Origin of the sequence: Ningiella algicola, from assembly GCF_028401415.2 — a bacterium.
Taxonomy (GTDB): domain Bacteria; phylum Pseudomonadota; class Gammaproteobacteria; order Enterobacterales; family Alteromonadaceae; genus Glaciecola.
Genome location: NZ_CP171821.2, coordinates 3,989,540 through 4,006,727 on the forward strand (window position 1 = coordinate 3,989,540; position 17,188 = coordinate 4,006,727).

At 45.8% G+C, this 17,188-nt stretch carries 8 protein-coding genes; all 8 read left to right on the forward strand.

Features of this window, described 5'->3' with window-relative positions:
• The first annotated feature begins 19 nt into the window (after nucleotides 1–19).
• The 8 genes from PN836_RS17350 (at nucleotide 20) to PN836_RS17385 (ending at nucleotide 17,186) form a co-directional block, all read left to right on the forward strand.
• Entirely contained in the window at nucleotides 20–3,079 is a 3,060-nt protein-coding gene (locus tag PN836_RS17350) for an efflux RND transporter permease subunit (RefSeq protein ID WP_395340697.1), read from the forward strand.
• The gene (locus tag PN836_RS17355) at nucleotides 3,076–4,542 is read left to right on the forward strand and encodes a TolC family protein (protein ID WP_395340700.1); all 1,467 of its coding nucleotides are present in this window, start codon (nucleotides 3,076–3,078) and stop codon (nucleotides 4,540–4,542) included. Before PN836_RS17350 ends, PN836_RS17355 begins: the two co-directional genes overlap by 4 nt.
• 8 nt (nucleotides 4,543–4,550) lie before the next feature.
• On the forward strand, nucleotides 4,551–5,486 hold the full coding sequence (locus tag PN836_RS17360) for a hydroxypyruvate isomerase family protein (protein ID WP_395340703.1): 936 nt from the start codon (nucleotides 4,551–4,553) through the stop codon (nucleotides 5,484–5,486).
• Nucleotides 5,487–5,622: 136 nt separating this feature from the next.
• Nucleotides 5,623–7,500: an endo-1,4-beta-xylanase gene (locus tag PN836_RS17365; RefSeq protein ID WP_395340706.1), complete on the forward strand. Its 1,878-nt coding sequence runs from the start codon at nucleotides 5,623–5,625 to the stop codon at nucleotides 7,498–7,500.
• A 384-nt stretch (nucleotides 7,501–7,884) separates the two neighbouring features.
• A complete protein-coding gene (locus PN836_RS17370) occupies nucleotides 7,885–11,073 on the forward strand; it encodes a S8 family serine peptidase (protein ID WP_395340708.1) in 3,189 nt (1,062 codons plus the stop codon).
• Between the two features lie 61 nt (nucleotides 11,074–11,134).
• Complete coding sequence (locus PN836_RS17375) at nucleotides 11,135–11,674, forward strand: PEP-CTERM sorting domain-containing protein (protein ID WP_395340711.1); 540 nt, start codon at nucleotides 11,135–11,137, stop codon at nucleotides 11,672–11,674.
• A 313-nt stretch (nucleotides 11,675–11,987) separates the two neighbouring features.
• The gene (locus tag PN836_RS17380; RefSeq protein ID WP_395340713.1) at nucleotides 11,988–12,566 is read left to right on the forward strand and encodes a hypothetical protein; all 579 of its coding nucleotides are present in this window, start codon (nucleotides 11,988–11,990) and stop codon (nucleotides 12,564–12,566) included.
• A gap of 543 nt (nucleotides 12,567–13,109) precedes the next feature.
• Complete coding sequence (locus PN836_RS17385) at nucleotides 13,110–17,186, forward strand: PKD domain-containing protein (protein WP_395340716.1); 4,077 nt, start codon at nucleotides 13,110–13,112, stop codon at nucleotides 17,184–17,186.
• Nucleotides 17,187–17,188 lie beyond the last annotated feature (2 nt).

Here is a 17,188-nt window from a genome sequence, read left to right on the forward strand (position 1 = left end):
TACAAAAGGACGACTATAAATGAACCCCGGAATTTTCGCTGTTAAAAACCGTCTGATCACAATGTTGGTGATCTTAGCTTCACTGTTTGCTGGCTATCATGCATATGAAACCATGCCTCGCTTTGAAGACCCTGAATTTACCATTCGAAAAGCGGTGGTAATCACTCCCTACCCGGGCGCGACGCCGCTAGAGGTTGCGAATGAAGTGACTGAACCTCTGGAGTCGGCTATACAGCAGCTGCAAGAAGTCAAAGAAATCGTTTCAACCTCCCAAGCTAACTATTCGCGCATTGAAATTGAAATCGAATACAAATTTTCTAAATCGAAAGAGGCGTTATCGGGCATCTGGTCGAAGTTACGAAATAAAGTAGACGATGCGCAAAGCGAACTTCCTCCTGGTGTGAGACCGTCAATCGTCAATGACGATTTTGGTGATGTGTATGGCGTCTATTACATTATTACAGGGGAGGGATATTCCTATAAAGAGTTGTTTGACTATGCTGATAACCTAAGAACGGACGTACTGTCGGTTGACGGTGTTGCGAAAGTGCAGCTCTCTGGCATGCAAGAGGAAGCTATTTACATTGAGATTTCTAGAGAGCGAGCGGCAACCTTAGGCTTATCGGTAGCGAAGATTTTTCAAGATCTTGCACAGCAAAATGTCGTTGCCCCTGCGGGTGATATCAAGCTTGGTAATCGTCGCTTAGTTATTCAACCTACCGGCACCGTCGACTCGGTGGAAGCACTTAAAAACATGCTGGTGTCGACTGACAACGCTGGTACTCTCGTGTATTTGCAGGACGTGGCTGATGTGCGGCGCGAGTATAAAACTCCTATAACCAATGAACTGCGCTATAACGGACAACCAGCCATCGGTTTTGGTGTATCAAATGTGACGGGTGCTAACGTTGTTGAAATGGGCAATGCGATAGGATTAAAGCTCGATGAGACCTTGAACAAACGTCCCGTAGGAATTGAGCTACATGAGTATTATCACCAAGGTAAAGTGACTCAAGCAGCGGTTGACAACTTCGCGCTGAACGTCCTTGCGGCTTTGCTTATCGTGCTGGTTACTCTGGTGTTTTTCATGGGAATCAAGTCGGCTTTGATCATTGGGGCGGTTCTGCTGCTGACCATTGCGGCCACCTTAGCAACCATGAACATGATGGCTATTCCAATGCATCGTATTTCGCTTGGCGCGCTGATTATTGCTCTAGGGATGTTGGTAGACAATGCCATTGTTGTCACCGAAGGGATTTTAGTTGGCACACAAAAAGGCGAAGATAAGCTAAAAGTCATAAAAGATATTATTGATCGCTCCATCTGGCCTTTGCTGGGCGGAACGCTCGTTGGCATTTTGGCTTTCGCACCTATTGGCTTTGCGCCTGGAGACACGGCTGAATATACCGGTCACCTATTCTGGGTGGTCATGATTTCCTTAATGTTTAGCTGGGTTTTTGCTATCACAATGGTGCCATTTTTAGGGGATTTACTGTTCAAACAAGGCGCTCCTTCTGAAGAGGCCGAGCAGGAAGGCAAGTTTTTACGTGGTTACAAATCGCTTATGCGTTTTTTACTAAAAATCAGATGGATACCCATTATTGCAGCCGCTGCGCTGTTTGTAGTATCCGTTTGGGGATTCCAATTTGTAAAATCTGGTTTTTTTCCGGCGTCAACAACACCTCAAATAGTGGTTGATTATTGGCTACCTGAAGGCACTGATATCTCTCAAACAAAGGCAGATATGCTTGAGATGGAATCAACGATGGCGGAATTTGAAGGTGTTGAGAACGTACAAACCTTGATTGGTGGCGGTGCCATGCGATATATGCTTGTGTATCAAGGTGAAGCAAACAACACTTCCTACGGCCAGTTTTTGCTACAAACTGAAAGTTACGAAGCTATTGCACCTTTACTTCCTCAAATCCAAGCTTATGTCGACAAAAATTTCCCCGACGCACAGGCAAAAGTATGGCAGTTCCAACTTGGGCCCGGAGGCGGTTCAAAAATTGAAGCTGAATTCACTGGAAACGATCCGGTTGTGCTTCGCCAGCTTGCAGAACAGGCTAAATCGATTATGCGTGCTGATGGCGGCGCCATTGCTATTAAAGATGACTGGCGACAACAGGTAAGCGTCGTGGAACCGGTGTATTCGTCTAATAGAGGTAGACGAGTTGGTGTATCTAAGGAAGATCTGTCTAACGCTTTATTGGCAAATTACACCGGCATGCCCGTGGGAGTCTACAGAGAAGGAGACGACTTGATCCCAATTATTGCCCGCGCACCTGAGTCCGAACGAGATGATGCGGCAACAATTGGTCAGGTTCAAATTATCAGCCCGCTTGATGGCAGCGTAGTACCTGTTGAACAAGTGGTGGATGAAATCAAAGTGGGTTGGCGGGACGCTTTGATCAAGACGAAAGATAGGGTGTTTAGAATAAAGGCACAATCTGACCCTGCCGATGGCGTACTCAGTGGTGACTTGTTCGCTAGAGTACGTCCACAAATAGAAGATATGGAGCTTCCTCCAGGCTACAACTTGACGTGGGGCGGGGAGTATGGTTCAAGTAGTGAGGCAAATGAGGCGCTAGGCAGCGTTATACCGCTTGGTTTTGGTGCGATGGTTCTGGTGGTGGTCTTATTATTTAATGCACTTCGTCAGCCGCTAGTTATTTGGCTGACCGTGCCGCTTGCACTCATTGGTGTAGTATTTGGACTGGTAGTTACCGGTACGCCTTTTGAATTTATGGCCATTCTCGGTTTGCTCTCGCTTTCTGGCCTGTTGATTAAAAATGCGATTGTACTTGTGGATCAAATGGACATTGAAATTGCTGAAGGAAAGGCTCGCTTTGACGCGGTGGTAGATTCTGCCGCCAGTCGCGTCAGGCCAGTGTTAATGGGAGCGATTACCACTATTTTGGGTGTGATTCCCTTGTTTGGCGATGCGTTTTTCAAGTCAATGGCCGTCGTACTAGTGTTTGGTTTAACCTTCGCAACCATACTGACCTTATTAGTGGTGCCGGCTCTGTATGCGGTGATATTCAAAATAGACAATACTGAGAGTGAGGTGTCGTCATGAGAATGAATAATTTGAGTCGACTCACCGCAGCAATGTTAGCATTGACACTCAGCGCTTGCGCAAATATTCCTCTGTTCCAGGACGCCAATGATTCCGAAGCGCTTGATTCGTCTCAAACTCAAGAGGCAATTGATGATAGTCTCGGTGTAGTAAATCCTACTTTCGCCATGCTTAACCAAAGTACATCGGGTCAGCGATTTAGCCAACTAAGTGATACTGTTTCGCTTAACACAAACTGGCTTGTACGCCTAGAAGACTCGACGTTGTTAACCTTAGTGCAAGAAGCGCAACGCAATAATCCATCGTTACAAGGTTTTGCCGCAAACGTAGAGCGAGCGCAAGCCTTACTTGTCCAAGCACGCGCGGCGCTTATTCCTGCTGTAGGGATTACATCGGGCGTCTCTACAGGTGGCTCGCTAGAATCAGACTCATCGAGTCTGTTTTCACTGGGTGCTGGCGTATCGTGGGAACTTGATATTTGGGGGCGGATACGTTCTGGTGAAATGGCAGCGCAAAACAATTTAGAGGCGCTAAAGCTAGACTATCAGTTCGCGCAATATTCCATTGCCGCAAACGTAGCACGTGCCTATTACCTCTTAATTGAAGCTAATCAGCAATACGACATTGCGCAATCGGTAATTGATGTTTTGACTGAGACGCATCGTATTGTCACTGTCCAAGTTGAAAACGGTATTGGCGATCAAGGCAGTTTGGCATTAGTGATGACTGACCTTGCAAACGCGCAAGACAGATTGCTTAGCGCAGAAGGTGCGAAGCGCAGTGCCACGCGAGCACTTGAGCTGTTATTAGGTCGTTATCCACAGGCCGAATTACTCACCATGACCAGCTTGCCAAAAGCGCCACCAGCCGTTCCGCCTGGTTTGCCATCAGCATTACTAAAGCGCAGACCCGATGTACTTGCAGCCGAAAGACGTATTGCCGCAGCGTTTAATCAAATAGATGCAGCTGAAGCTGCAACATTACCGGCTATTTCGTTAAGCGGATCTATTGGGGGGGCATCTAATTCGCTCTCTAATATTCTAGATTCAGACAACATACTGTGGCAGGCTGCAGCAAATCTGCTTTACCCATTAATTGATGGTGGCTTACTAGACGCTCAGGTTGACGTTCGCACTGCCGAGCAAGAAGCGGCCTTAGCCAGTTACGTCGCAACTGCGCTCACGGCATTTAATGATGTAGAGCAAGCTTTAGATGACAATCTTCTGATTACCAAAAGACAAGAAGCGCTATTACTTGCTCTTAATTCCGCTCAAAAGGCACTGGCGGTAGCTGACTTGCAATACAAGGAAGGCGAGATAGGTTTATTGGATGTGCTACAGATACAACAGAGAGTGTTCGCTGCACAGCGAAACTATGCATCTATTGAGCGAGCAAACCTAACACAATATATTGATCTGAATTTGGCGCTCGGCGGTCTTTGGGACGATAAACTTCCTAACTAGGAGGAATAATGGAACGGCGCAGTTTTGTAAAAGCTTTGGGGGCAGCTGCGCTATTCTCGAATGCTGGGTTGTCAAATAGCGCGTTTGCGCAACAAGATACCTCCACGACGGATGTGGATTCCACATTCACTCTCAATTATGCTCCTCATCTAGGCCACTTTGAGCACTCTGCAGGCTCAGATATCGTGAAGCAGATTCAATTTGCAGCAGCGCAAGGATTTAGAGGCTGGGAAGAAAATTTTATGGCATCTCGGCCCCTTGAGGAGCAAAAGCGCATTGGGCGTGCGCTTGTTCAGCACGGCATGCAAATGGGCGTATTCATAAGCGGGATGCAAAAAGACTTTTGGGAAAAGCGACCTGTACTCTCATCAGGAGACAAGGATATTGAGAATGCCTTTCTTTCCTTAATCGACAAGCAATCGGACACTGCGCGTTATATTAACGCGAGGTGGACAACCGTTGTTCCTGGGTTTTTAGATCCAAAACTGCCGATGGGTTTTCAAACTTCAAACATGATTAGTCTTTTGAATCGCGCTTGTGACATTTTTGAGCAAAAAGGAATCATAATGGTTCTAGAGCCGCTCAATACTAGAATTGATCACCCCGGTGTCTATTTACAAACTGTGTCACAAGCACATGCATTGTGTAGTGCTATTAATCGCCCCCAATGTAAAATTTTGTTCGACATTTATCATGAGCAAATTGAGAGTGGTAATCTGATCCCTACGATTGATAACGCTTGGGAGCACATTGCTTACTTTCAGGTTGGTGACACGCCCGGGCGTAAAGAACCTACAACAGGTGAAATTAACTATAAAAATGTGTTCTCGCACATCTACCAAAAAGGCTATGAAGGCTTAATAGGCATGGAGCACGGAAAGTCCATAAGCGGAATTGAGGGCGAACGAGCGTTGATAAATGCCTATAGAGCTGTAGATCCCTAACAATTTTCGTAACACCGCTAGCAAACTCTGGTTTTGGATATTTGACTTTGCCTGTGTCATTCTACTGGTATGAAACCTTCGGTGCTGCGCGCTTGAAAAGCAGCTATCGAAATGCCAACACATGCTGGAACTTATCATGGTCAATCAAATAGCACTTTCCAATAAACGCAGCATTATTATCGCACCCTTATTATGCGTGGTGCTATTCTTAAGTCTTGCAATGCCCAGCCAATCGCGCGCTCAATCGGGAGAGTCTCTCGCTGTATTATCTGATCATATGCCGCCTGAAACCAAAGTAAATATGTTTGTTCAAAACATGACTTCTCAAAATACCAGTGTGCACGGCTCAGATGATTTAGTGGCTTATCAATGGAAGAGGTCGCAACCCGGCCAATTTGATGAATTCGTTAGAGTTAATGTTAAAAAAATCGGGGAGAATCCTTGGTCAGCTAATTTTAAATCTGCCAGCAACGATGTTGCAATTAAGAAGGGTGAATGGGTATACGCAGGCTATTACGTTCGTGCAACTCCGGGTACTGCGCAAGCAAGCACTAGAGGATTTATTGAACGCGGTGGAAACGATTGGATGATGATTTCGGACGCAAGCGTTGCAACCGGTACGCAGTGGACGCGCGTGGTGGCGGTGGGTAAAGCTGAGCAAGACTTCGCGGTGGGTGAATTGCATTTATCGCTTCACCTTGCACATGCGGTGCAAAGCATTGATATCGCTGATTTAATATTTTTGTCGGTTGACGGTTCAGTATCAAAAGACAAATTTCCAGCAACTCAACTGGTTTATGAGGGGATGGATGAGGCCGCACCATGGCGGGTGCAGGCCAAAAAAATGATAGAGCAATATCGGCACGATGAGTTCTCTATCTTTGTATTAAATCGTGACGGTTCGCCCGCGCCTGAAACATCAATTCAAGTGGAGTTAGAGGATATTGACTTTGACTTAGGCAGCATGGCGCACGGTTTGTTGGTAGAAGATAGCGATTTAGGCAAGCAATATCGACGGTGGTTTAAACAGTTTTTCAATTATGCAACAGCAACCATCTACTGGGCAGACTGGGGATGGGAGAATCCCGAAGTGAGAGATGAATATCTCACGAAAATGGCCTACTTTCGCCAAGAAGGCATCGAAATGCGCGGCCATGTTTTACTTTATCCGGCGTTTAGATTTAGTCCGCAAGTGCTTAATTCACTAGAAGACGATCGCGACGCGTTTATTGCAAGAGTTAATCAACATATCGACGAAATGGTGCCCATATTGCGTGAACACGGCATGAATGAATACGATGTCATTAACGAGTTACGAGCAGAAAAAGAATGGCTCGATATTGTTGGCATAGATACCGTTGTTGATTGGTACAAGCGTGTGCATGCTTTGCACCCAGAAGCGGTGCTATACATAAACGAAAACTCAATTTTGACTGAAGGTGGGGAGAATACCGCCCAGAAAGACCATTATTACACGCTAATTGAATCACTGCTGAAAAAGGGTGCTCCCATTCATGGTATCGGTATGCAGGGGCATTTTAACGGCATTGTTACCCCACCAGAAAAAATGTGGGAAATTTTGGATCGCTTTGCAGCTTTCGATTTACCTATCAGAATCACAGAATACGATACCGATACTCGCGACGAAGAAGGACAGGGTGCATACGATACCGATTTTTATGAGGCGATGTATGCCCACCCGAATGTGTTGGGTGTGACTCGTTGGGGCTTTTATGAGCCGGTAATGTGGCGACCTTCTGGTGCACTTATAGACGCCAATAACGATTTGAAGAAAAACGCTAGCAAGTATCTCGATTGGTTGTCAGAAAAACGAAACTTTGATACTCAACTCAGCACCAACACAAAAGGTATGGCAACGTTTAATGGGAAGTATGGTCGTTATTCAGTAAACATTGGCGAACAAAGCTACAGCTGTTTATTCTCACAAACTATTTATCTCTCAGGGCGACAAAAAAGTAGTCAGGTACCAAGTTGTACGATCCGTTTACAATGAAAAACCTTGCTCTTAATGGAGCTGTAAACCCAAGCCTCTTATAAATCAGTAGCACGACTCAAGTGTAAATAAAACTATACTGAATTTTATCGTTATGTGGTGTCAGCATTCTTTACAAAAAGTTAACGTTCGAAGAAATGGAAGGGATAAACTTGAATGATTATAGTGGCTTACCTCTAGGGCATAATTTTTGCAAATGTGTTTGGCTAGCTATCACTTTCTTAACTCGCAATTAATTTTTTGGTCGCTGGCCTCACCACTGTGATCATGTGGTGTGCAAAAAATGTACTGTTTGAACCTTAAGAATAAGAACAGCATTGAAGCTGACGTATTTCAATCAATGGTTCAATTAAGTGCTAAAAATAATGTCAATGGGAGACGTAAATGAAGTTAAATAAATACCTAGGTGGTATTGCTTTATCGAGCATTGCTTTGAGCTGCATGGCGTCAGCTTCAGAGTATGTAGTGAATGTCGATAAAAGTCAGTTCACAGCGACAGGACCGGCGCCAGTTGTGGCGCAGCAAGGAAATGCATACATTGTTCAACTAAAAGGAGCGCCTGCAATCGCATTAGCCTCTGAATTAGGTGAACTTAAACCAAGTAACCAAATTGCAGGTCAGTTTGGAAACCAATACAATTCCAACTCTCCGAAAATTGCAGCATATGTAGAAGCTGTAAAAGACATGCAAGAATCTGTTGCGTCTTCAGTGGGTGCTAGTGACATTGTTTACAACTATGTTCATACGTTTAATGGCTTTTCAGCTTCATTAACGCCAGCTCAAGTTGCAGCCCTACAGGCTCATCCCGAAGTTGCCGCAGTTTTTGCAGACGAAGTACATCAACTTCAAACTTCAAATACGCCTGCCTTCTTGGGTTTAACTGGTCCAGACGGTCAGCATACCCTAGGTATAAAAGGTGAAGACGTAATCGTTGGTATTCTCGATTCTGGTATTTGGCCAGAAAATCCATCGTTTAGCGAAGACTCGTCAGTAGATGAAATGGCTTATGGCCCTGCTCCAGAGCGCTGGGCTGGTGAATGTAATGTAGGTTCAGTAGGTACATTTACCGCTGACGACGGCACAGTTGTTTACACAAATGACGAATTAGAAGTCGACGTCGTAGAGTGTGACAATAAATTAATCGGTGCACGTTATTTCGGTGAAACCTTCTCAAGCGTGTACGAAATGCGCTTTGATTTGGGCGAATTTGTGTCTGCGCGAGATGCAGACGGTCACGGCAGCCACACAGCTTCTACAGCGGCAGGTAATGCAGGCGTAACTGCAGTGCTTGGCGGAGTAGACGTAGGTACGGTTTCTGGTATTGCGCCACGTGCACGAGTTGCAGCATATAAAGTATGCTGGAACGCAAACTATGTATCACCAGAGGGTGTTAACGAACGTGGTTGTTTCTTCGGCGACAGCATGGCCGCAATTGAAGCAGCAGTAACCGATGGGGTTGATGTACTTAACTATTCTATTGGTAACTCAAACAACATTAACACGCCAGTCTACAACGCTGCGTTAGTCGCAGCAGATGCCGGTGTATTCTTTTCAGCGTCTGCTGGTAATAGTGGTCCTGGCCCTGAAACAGTAAGCAACATCGCACCTTGGATTGCTACCGTTGCAGCCTCTACTTACGATGGTACCTCTGCGGTCATCGGTACTGAGCTTGCAATCAACAGCGGTACGCTTGCAGGCGAGGGTATGTTTTCTGTTCCTGGTGGAATCACTACGCCTATCCCAGAAGAGGGTGTAACGGGTGATTTAGCGCTTGTAGAGCCTTTACTTGCGTGTGATCCACTAACCAACCCTGATGCAATTGAAGGTAACATTGCCCTTATTTCACGTGGTGCATGTAACTTCTCAGATAAAATACTTAACGCTCAAGCGGCCGGTGCAACTGGTGTAGTCGTGTATAGTGATTCGCGCACCCCTATCGCAATGGGTGGTGACGGAACAGGTATTGAAATTCCGGGTGTTATGGTAACCAACGAAGACGGACTTCGTCTTGTTGATAGTGTTGCTGCAGGCACAGTCAATGTCACAATGACACTCGACGGTGCTTCTACTACGGCGACAGAAGTCGGTAACATTATGGCTGGTTTCTCATCTCGTGGTGTTAACTCGCAGACCAATGATATTATTAAACCAGATATCACCGCGCCTGGTGTTCGCATCCTAGCGGCATCAAGTCCAGAGCAACTTGATTTTGGTGGTAATCCTCAAGGTGAAGATTTTGCCTATTTGCAGGGTACTTCAATGTCTAGCCCGCACATTGCCGGTATGGCTGCCTTACTCGCTGGTCAATATCCAGAGTGGACCCCTGCGCAAATAAAGTCTGCCATTATGACAACTGCTCGCCAGAATGTTGTAAAAGAAGACGGTACAACGCCTGCTGATCCGTTTGACTTCGGTGCAGGTCATGTTGATCCTGTTCCTGCTATGAATCCGGGTGTTGTATACAGTGCTAACACAGGCGATTACCTCGGCTTCTTATGTGGTCAAGGTGAAGAAGGCTTGGTAGCTGAGCTTGGTGGAACTGATTGTGCGACGCTAACAGCGGACGGTTTTGCAACGGATGCTACGCAGCTTAACTATCCTTCAATTGCGATTGGAGAGCTGTTAGAAGAAGGTGAAACAGTTTCGCGTACAGTTACTGACGTAACCGGTGAAGACGCAACTTACACAGTTGAAGTTGAAGCGCCTGTTGGCATTAACGTTTCAGTAGCAACCTTTGATGCTGACGGTGTAGAGACAGATTCTGACCTGTTAGAAGTAGCAGCGAACGGAACCGCCAGTTATGCGCTTACCTTTACCATCGATGAGGACACCGTTGTACCAGAAGTGTTTGCCTATGGTTCGGTAACGCTTGTGGGTGACAATGGCCTTGAAGCGCGTAGTCCGATTGCGATTAACCCTGCACGAATCACTACCATCGAAGTGCCTGAGACCTTAAGCTTAACGCTTAACAGAGGTCGCGCACCAATCTTTGTACAAACTCTGTATAACGGCAGCTTTGGTATGGAGTACGAAGGATTAACGCCAGCGGCAGGCATCTCAGATACTGCGATTTCACTGCCAGGTGCGTTTAACTTCAGTGCAAACCTTGACAGCTCAACATTCCTAACAATTCCAGAAGCCAGCTTAATTCGTTTTGCGCTTTCTGATGGACTGGTTGGAACTGAGGGTGCAGACCTTGATCTATACGTTTATCGCTGTGTTGATTTCTCTTGTAATTTAGTTGAGTCTTCAACCAACCCTGACTCAAACGAAGATATCACTTTGGTTAACCCAGTTGGAAATGACCCCGCTGACCCAGGTGCTTTATACATCTTGTTTGTTCAGAACAAGTCAGACGAGCCAGTAGATTATACAGTAGCAACTTGGATTGTAGATGGCGCAGAGAGTACAACTCGTATGTCAGCGTCTAGCCGTGCAGTTAACGGTCGATTCCAAAACATCTACTTAACCACTCGAGGCCTAGACCCAGATCAGTTATACATGGGTACTGTAACCTTTATTGATGATTCTGGTGACGCTCAAGGCACGACAGTGCTAGAAGTACAACCGTAACTTAGGGAACGACGGAAGAGCTGAGGCTCTTCCGTCAAATAGTATAAAATAGGAAGTAATTATGAAATCTCTAAAAAAACTAATAACAAGTACAGCACTCGTAGCGTCTATGCTGCTTGCTACATCATTTAGTGCCAACGCGATCCTAATTAAGCAAGAAATATTCGATTCTTTTGGGCTTATCGGCTTGATTGAAGTCGAAGTGGCTGATGAAGCAATCGGTACCGGTATCCTGGACTCTGCTTTTGGCGATCCGGTTGAAGTAACCAAGTTTGATTTAGGCGGATTATATCCATGGGGTGATAATCTTAATGTATTGTTTTCTCAGGTTGTTATTGATTCTGACAATTTGGAAAGAGGCATTGAGTTATTCTCTATCGATGCAGATGATGTTGGTTTCTCTCCTGCAGCCACATGGAGCTATCAAGCATTTTACGATGCGGCTTTCGACTTTGGCTTCTTAGAAGTCTTTACCGCGACCGGCTTCGATGTATTCGCTGATGAAATTAGTTTAGGCGCTGCAGTAGTGAATGCTCCTGCAACAGTAGCGTTGTTTTCGCTAGCGCTAGGTGGTCTGCTGGTTCGTCGCAAGCGTGCGTAATTGAATACGAAAAATTCGTTTTTCAAAAGCCCAGCATTTGCTGGGCTTTTTTATATTTATACACCTGAGATTGTTGTGCGATCTTTAAATGAAAAATCAGTCTTAAATGAAGTTATTCCAAAATAAACTAGAGTAATCAATAGCTTATTAGCTTCTTATATTTTCCTTATAGTTTTATTACATTTCTCACAGTCGTTAAAAAAATCATCATGTTAGCTTTATCGGGAAATGAACTTCATATGATCTAAAAGGAGATACTACGATGATTTTTGTATGTTTTAAAAGGTTCATAACAATCGCATGTGCAGCATTGATGCTGACAGGTTGTTTTTTGTTTGATGATGGAACCAAGGAGGGCTTCACGGTTGACGGTGTCTACGATGGTGACACATACAATAAGCTTTATTATTGCTCAGACCCTGCTCACCTAAACGGGTGGATGTTTGTAGTCCGTGATAGTTACAGTTTTTCGGATAATCCAGATTCAGGCTCTTTGAGAATGACTCTACCGTATTATTGTTTCTCAGGCATTGCACCATCGGGCTACATGCGTTTTGACTTTGTGTCCCCTGAGTTGAGTGAGCAAAACGACATGAAGCGCTATAGTTATGTGATCAAAACAAACATACCCGGTGTTCATGTTCAGTCCTTGCTCAAAGTTAAGAAAGCGGATGGGTCTGTTGTGATGAAACGGGATGCAAGCAGCGCTGTCGATTTTCTAGCGCTTACGCCCGGTCCTTGGACACAGCGTGAGTTTGTCAGGCCACCTATTATAGCAGGTGAAGAGGTACTTGCTGTTCATGTACGTGTGTTTGTTGAAAATGCGAGCACCTTGTATACTGGCAACGAAGCGGTGGTTCAATTGGATCAAGTGGTGTTTCCTGACGACTAAGCTACGTGCTCTCCCTTAATCGGTGATGCAATCTGTATCACCGATTAAAACAACTTGCATACATCTAGAATAACCTGAATCCTGTTTAAGGAATGGTGCAACTGCTTGTTTCACCAGCTTAAATATAATTTTAACACTCAATTCTAGCGGTACTGAGCGCCGTTTCTTAAACACAGATTCAGGTTAAAATACTATCTCAGTTTTTGTTAGTGCTCGTCATTATTTGCGCGGAATGCAGCGAAATGCTTCCTTCACTTAGCTTCACTTAAGACCACTTAAGAACACTATAGAAGAGCTTAAGCGTTCAAGGCGTGCAAAGTACTATGCTTTGTATCAGTGTAATATAGGTGAGATTGATTTTTGTATACAGACGTTTCTGCGTTTTTATGCACGTAATTTCGTCTCGTTTGCTTCGACACTGGTGTCCATCTATTTGAGATCCAATGGGTCTGCTTTCAAATTAAAGAGTGTCTTTACATATAAACGTGCTCCAAAAGCAAAATTGCTTGTGATAGCCGTGAATGAAAAACTAAGGACTCGCTCATGACCTTACCGTCTTATATTCCCATTAAACTGTATTGCCTTGCGGCTGTATTAACTTTTCTCATATGCAGTGGCTTTTCATCCAGCGCTACTGCGCAATCGTTAGAAAACGGCGGTGTTGTATCCGGTGCAATTGATTTCCCCGGTGATGTCGACACATTCACTTTCTCGGCCAACGAGGGTGAATATGTTTTTATCAGCGTGGTCGACATTGGCGAGACAGCACTGTCGGCAGCCATTTCAATTAGCAGTGCCAGCGGTTCTGTTATTACAAGCGCTCAAGGGAACACTGTATCAAAAGTCTCTATGTTCGCTCCCGCAAGTGGTGTTTACACCTTGTCCATTCGAGACAACAGTTCGTCAGGGACTAACGATGATGCAACTGGCGCTTACAACGTGCATTATGTGCGCGTGCCGGATGCCAATGAGCACGGCAGCCTAGTCAGCGGGGATTTTGTAACTGAAACTGTGACGCTTGGCGATATCGATTCATGGACTTTTGATGTGTCCGAAGGTGAATATGCCTTTATTTCGCTTGTAGACATTGCACAAAACACCTTATCCGCTCGCATCGATTTGTATGATCCTGACGGCAATCGCGTAGTAGATGGACAAGGCAATACGGTCTCAAAAGTGAGTATGTTCGCCCCGAAAACCGGCACCTACACTTTGATTGTTGCTGACAATCGCAGCTCCACCGTAGACGATACCGGCGTAGGCGACTACCAGCTTCACTACGTTCGCGTGCCAGACGCCAATGAGCATGGCAACCTAGTCAGCGGGGATTTTGTGACTGAAACTGTGACGCTGGGCGATATCGATTCATGGACTTTTGATGTATCCGAAGGTGAATATGCCTTTATTTCGCTTGTAGACATTGCACAAAACACCTTATCCGCTCGCATCGATTTGTATGATCCTGACGGCATTCGCGTAGTAGATGGACAAGGCAATACGGTCTCAAAAGTGAGCATGTTTGCGCCGAAAACTGGCACTTACACTTTAATTGTTGCTGACAACCGCAGTTCTACCGTAGACGATACCGGCGTAGGCGACTACCAGCTCCACTACGTTCGCGTGCCAGACGCCAATGAGCATGGCAATTTAGTCAGCGGAGACTTTGTGACTGAAACTGTAACGCTGGGCGATATCGATTCATGGACTTTTGATGTGTCCGAAGGTGAATATGCCTTTATTTCGCTTGTAGACATTGCACAAAACACCTTATCCGCTCGCATCGATTTGTATGATCCTGACGGCATTCGCGTAGTAGATGGACAAGGCAATACGGTCTCAAAAGTGAGTATGTTCGCCCCGAAAACCGGCACCTACACTTTGATTGTTGCTGACAATCGCAGCTCCACCGTAGACGATACCGGCGTGGGCGACTACCAGCTTCACTACGTTCGCGTGCCAGACGCCAATGAGCATGGCAACCTAGTCAGCGGGGATTTTGTGACTGAAACTGTGACGCTGGGCGATATCGATTCATGGACTTTTGATGTATCCGAAGGTGAATATGCCTTTATTTCGCTTGTAGACATTGCACAAAACACCTTATCCGCTCGCATCGATTTGTATGATCCTGACGGCATTCGCGTAGTAGATGGACAAGGCAATACGGTCTCAAAAGTGAGCATGTTTGCGCCGAAAACTGGCACTTACACTTTAATTGTTGCTGACAACCGCAGTTCTACCGTAGACGATACCGGCGTAGGCGACTACCAGCTCCACTACGTTCGCGTGCCAGACGCCAATGAGCATGGCAATTTAGTCAACGGGGATTTTGTGACTGAAACTGTGACGCTGGGCGATATTGATTCATGGACTTTCAATGCAGAGCTTGGTGAGTATGCCTTAATATCTCTCGCAGATATTGAAAGAGACACGCTCTCTGCAAGACTAGATTTGTATGATCCTGACGGCATTCGCGTGGCAAACGGACAAGGCAATACGGTCTCAAGAGTGACTATGTTCGCCCCGAAAACCGGCACCTATACCTTGATTGTGTCCGACAACCGCAGCTCTACCGTGGACGATACCGGCGTGGGCGATTATCAGCTTCATTACATAAAAGCGCCCGGTGCAAACGAACATGGATTGCTCAGTGGTGTCGGGTCTACCCGTGAAACGATTACATTGGGCGATTTAGACTCATACACCTTTGCGGGTGAAGTAGGGGCTGAGGTAAGTTTTGTCATCACTGACGTAGATAGTACTGATCTTTCAGTGCTCTTTACAATTCAATCCCCAAGTGGCGCCAGAGCCGTTCAAACTCAAGATAATACACAGGCTCGCTTAATAGACTTTAGTCTTTTAGAAGACGGAGTACATACACTTGTAGTGCTGGATAACCGTTCTTCGACGGTTGATGACACTGGCACAGGCGATTATCTTATCGAGTACAATGTGCCAGAAGAAATCGACCCGCCTGAGGCGCCTATTGCTTCTATCAGCGCACCATCAACGGTATTTAGAAATGAAGACGTGAGACTTGACGGCGGTGCATCTATTGACCCTGACATGGGACCAGATCCACTATCATATAGCTGGAGACTGCTTGCAGTTCCTGATGGTTCAGACCTAACAAGCGATGACCTAAGCGATGCAGAGCTTGTGGTGTCTACCTTCTGGCCTGATGTACTGGGGGCATATCAAGTCGAATTAACCGTTTTCGATGGTTTGCTCACCGGCAGCGCTGAAACAACGATTATTGTTGAGAATCAACTGCCATTAGCTGATGCAGGCATCGATCAAAATGTGCTTAATGGCAATCTTATCGACCTTGATGGCTCGGCTTCATCTGACCCAGACATGGATATTATTACCTATGCTTGGACAATCGAGACGCAACCTGCTGGCGCAAGTGTAAGTCTAAGTGACGCTGCCTCAGCAATGCCTTCGTTTACGCCGAGCGTTGATGGAGTTTATGTATTTAGTCTCACTGTAAACGACGGTTTCGCAGATAGCTTGCCAGATACCGTTGAAGTTAGTGTGAGTACTGAGAACACCGTCCCTGTCGCCGTAGCAAGTGCCAGTGGTGTATTCCAAGTTGGTAATGAAATCACGCTGGATGCTTCACTTAGTTCAGATGCCGATGGAGGCCCAATGCCGTTGACATACACATGGCAGAGCATCGGTGATCAAAGCGCTGATATTGTGGATACCAATGCGGCACTTACTACTTTCTTCGCAGAAACCGCAGGCTCGTATTTGTTCCAGCTAACCGTATTTGATGGAGAGGCAAGCGACACTACTACGGTTGCAGTCACCATTGAAGCGCTACCGGCAAACATCGCGCCTGTTGCTATTGTGACTGAAGACATTGATATGAATCTAGGCGACAACGCAAGTTTAGATGGTACAGGTAGTTTCGATCCTGACTCAGGTCCTGATACGCTTAGCTATCAATGGAGTTTTGTTTCAGTGCCTTCGTCTAGCAGCATCACGGCAGACGATATCGTTGAGTTGACTTCTGCTTTAACTAGCTTTAATCCTGATGTAGCTGGCGTGTATATGGTCTCATTAAGAGTATTTGATGGCGAATTAGAGGATCAAGCCACCCTAAATGTTATTGTAAATGCACTTAATATCGCGCCCGTCGCTGATGCTGGTGAAGATCAATCTGTTGCCTTAGGAGACAGCGTAAATCTATCAGGAGAGGGCAGTATGGATCCTGATAGTGGTCCGGCCCCACTGACTTATCTATGGCAATTTATATCACTGCCAAGCACTAGTGATTTGGATAGCTCTGCTATTACTAGCGATGGCAGCTTAGCGTCCTTTACGCCAGATGCAGCAGGCACGTATGAAGTGTCACTTAGGGTAAGCGACTCAGAAGCGGACGATGTCGACACAGTGCTAATTACTGTGGAGCCTACGCCAATTGCAAGATGTGACCTTGACGACAATGGTGTGGTAGACAGGATTGATGTTGCCTCTATATTCTTGATGAATGGCGCAAGCGCAACAGGCCCAGATGATCCAGCAGATTGGAATGAAGATGGACTGATCAACATTTTCGATGCAAGAGGATGCGTGACAATGTGCAGCTTGCCCAGTTGTGCAACGCCCTAGGG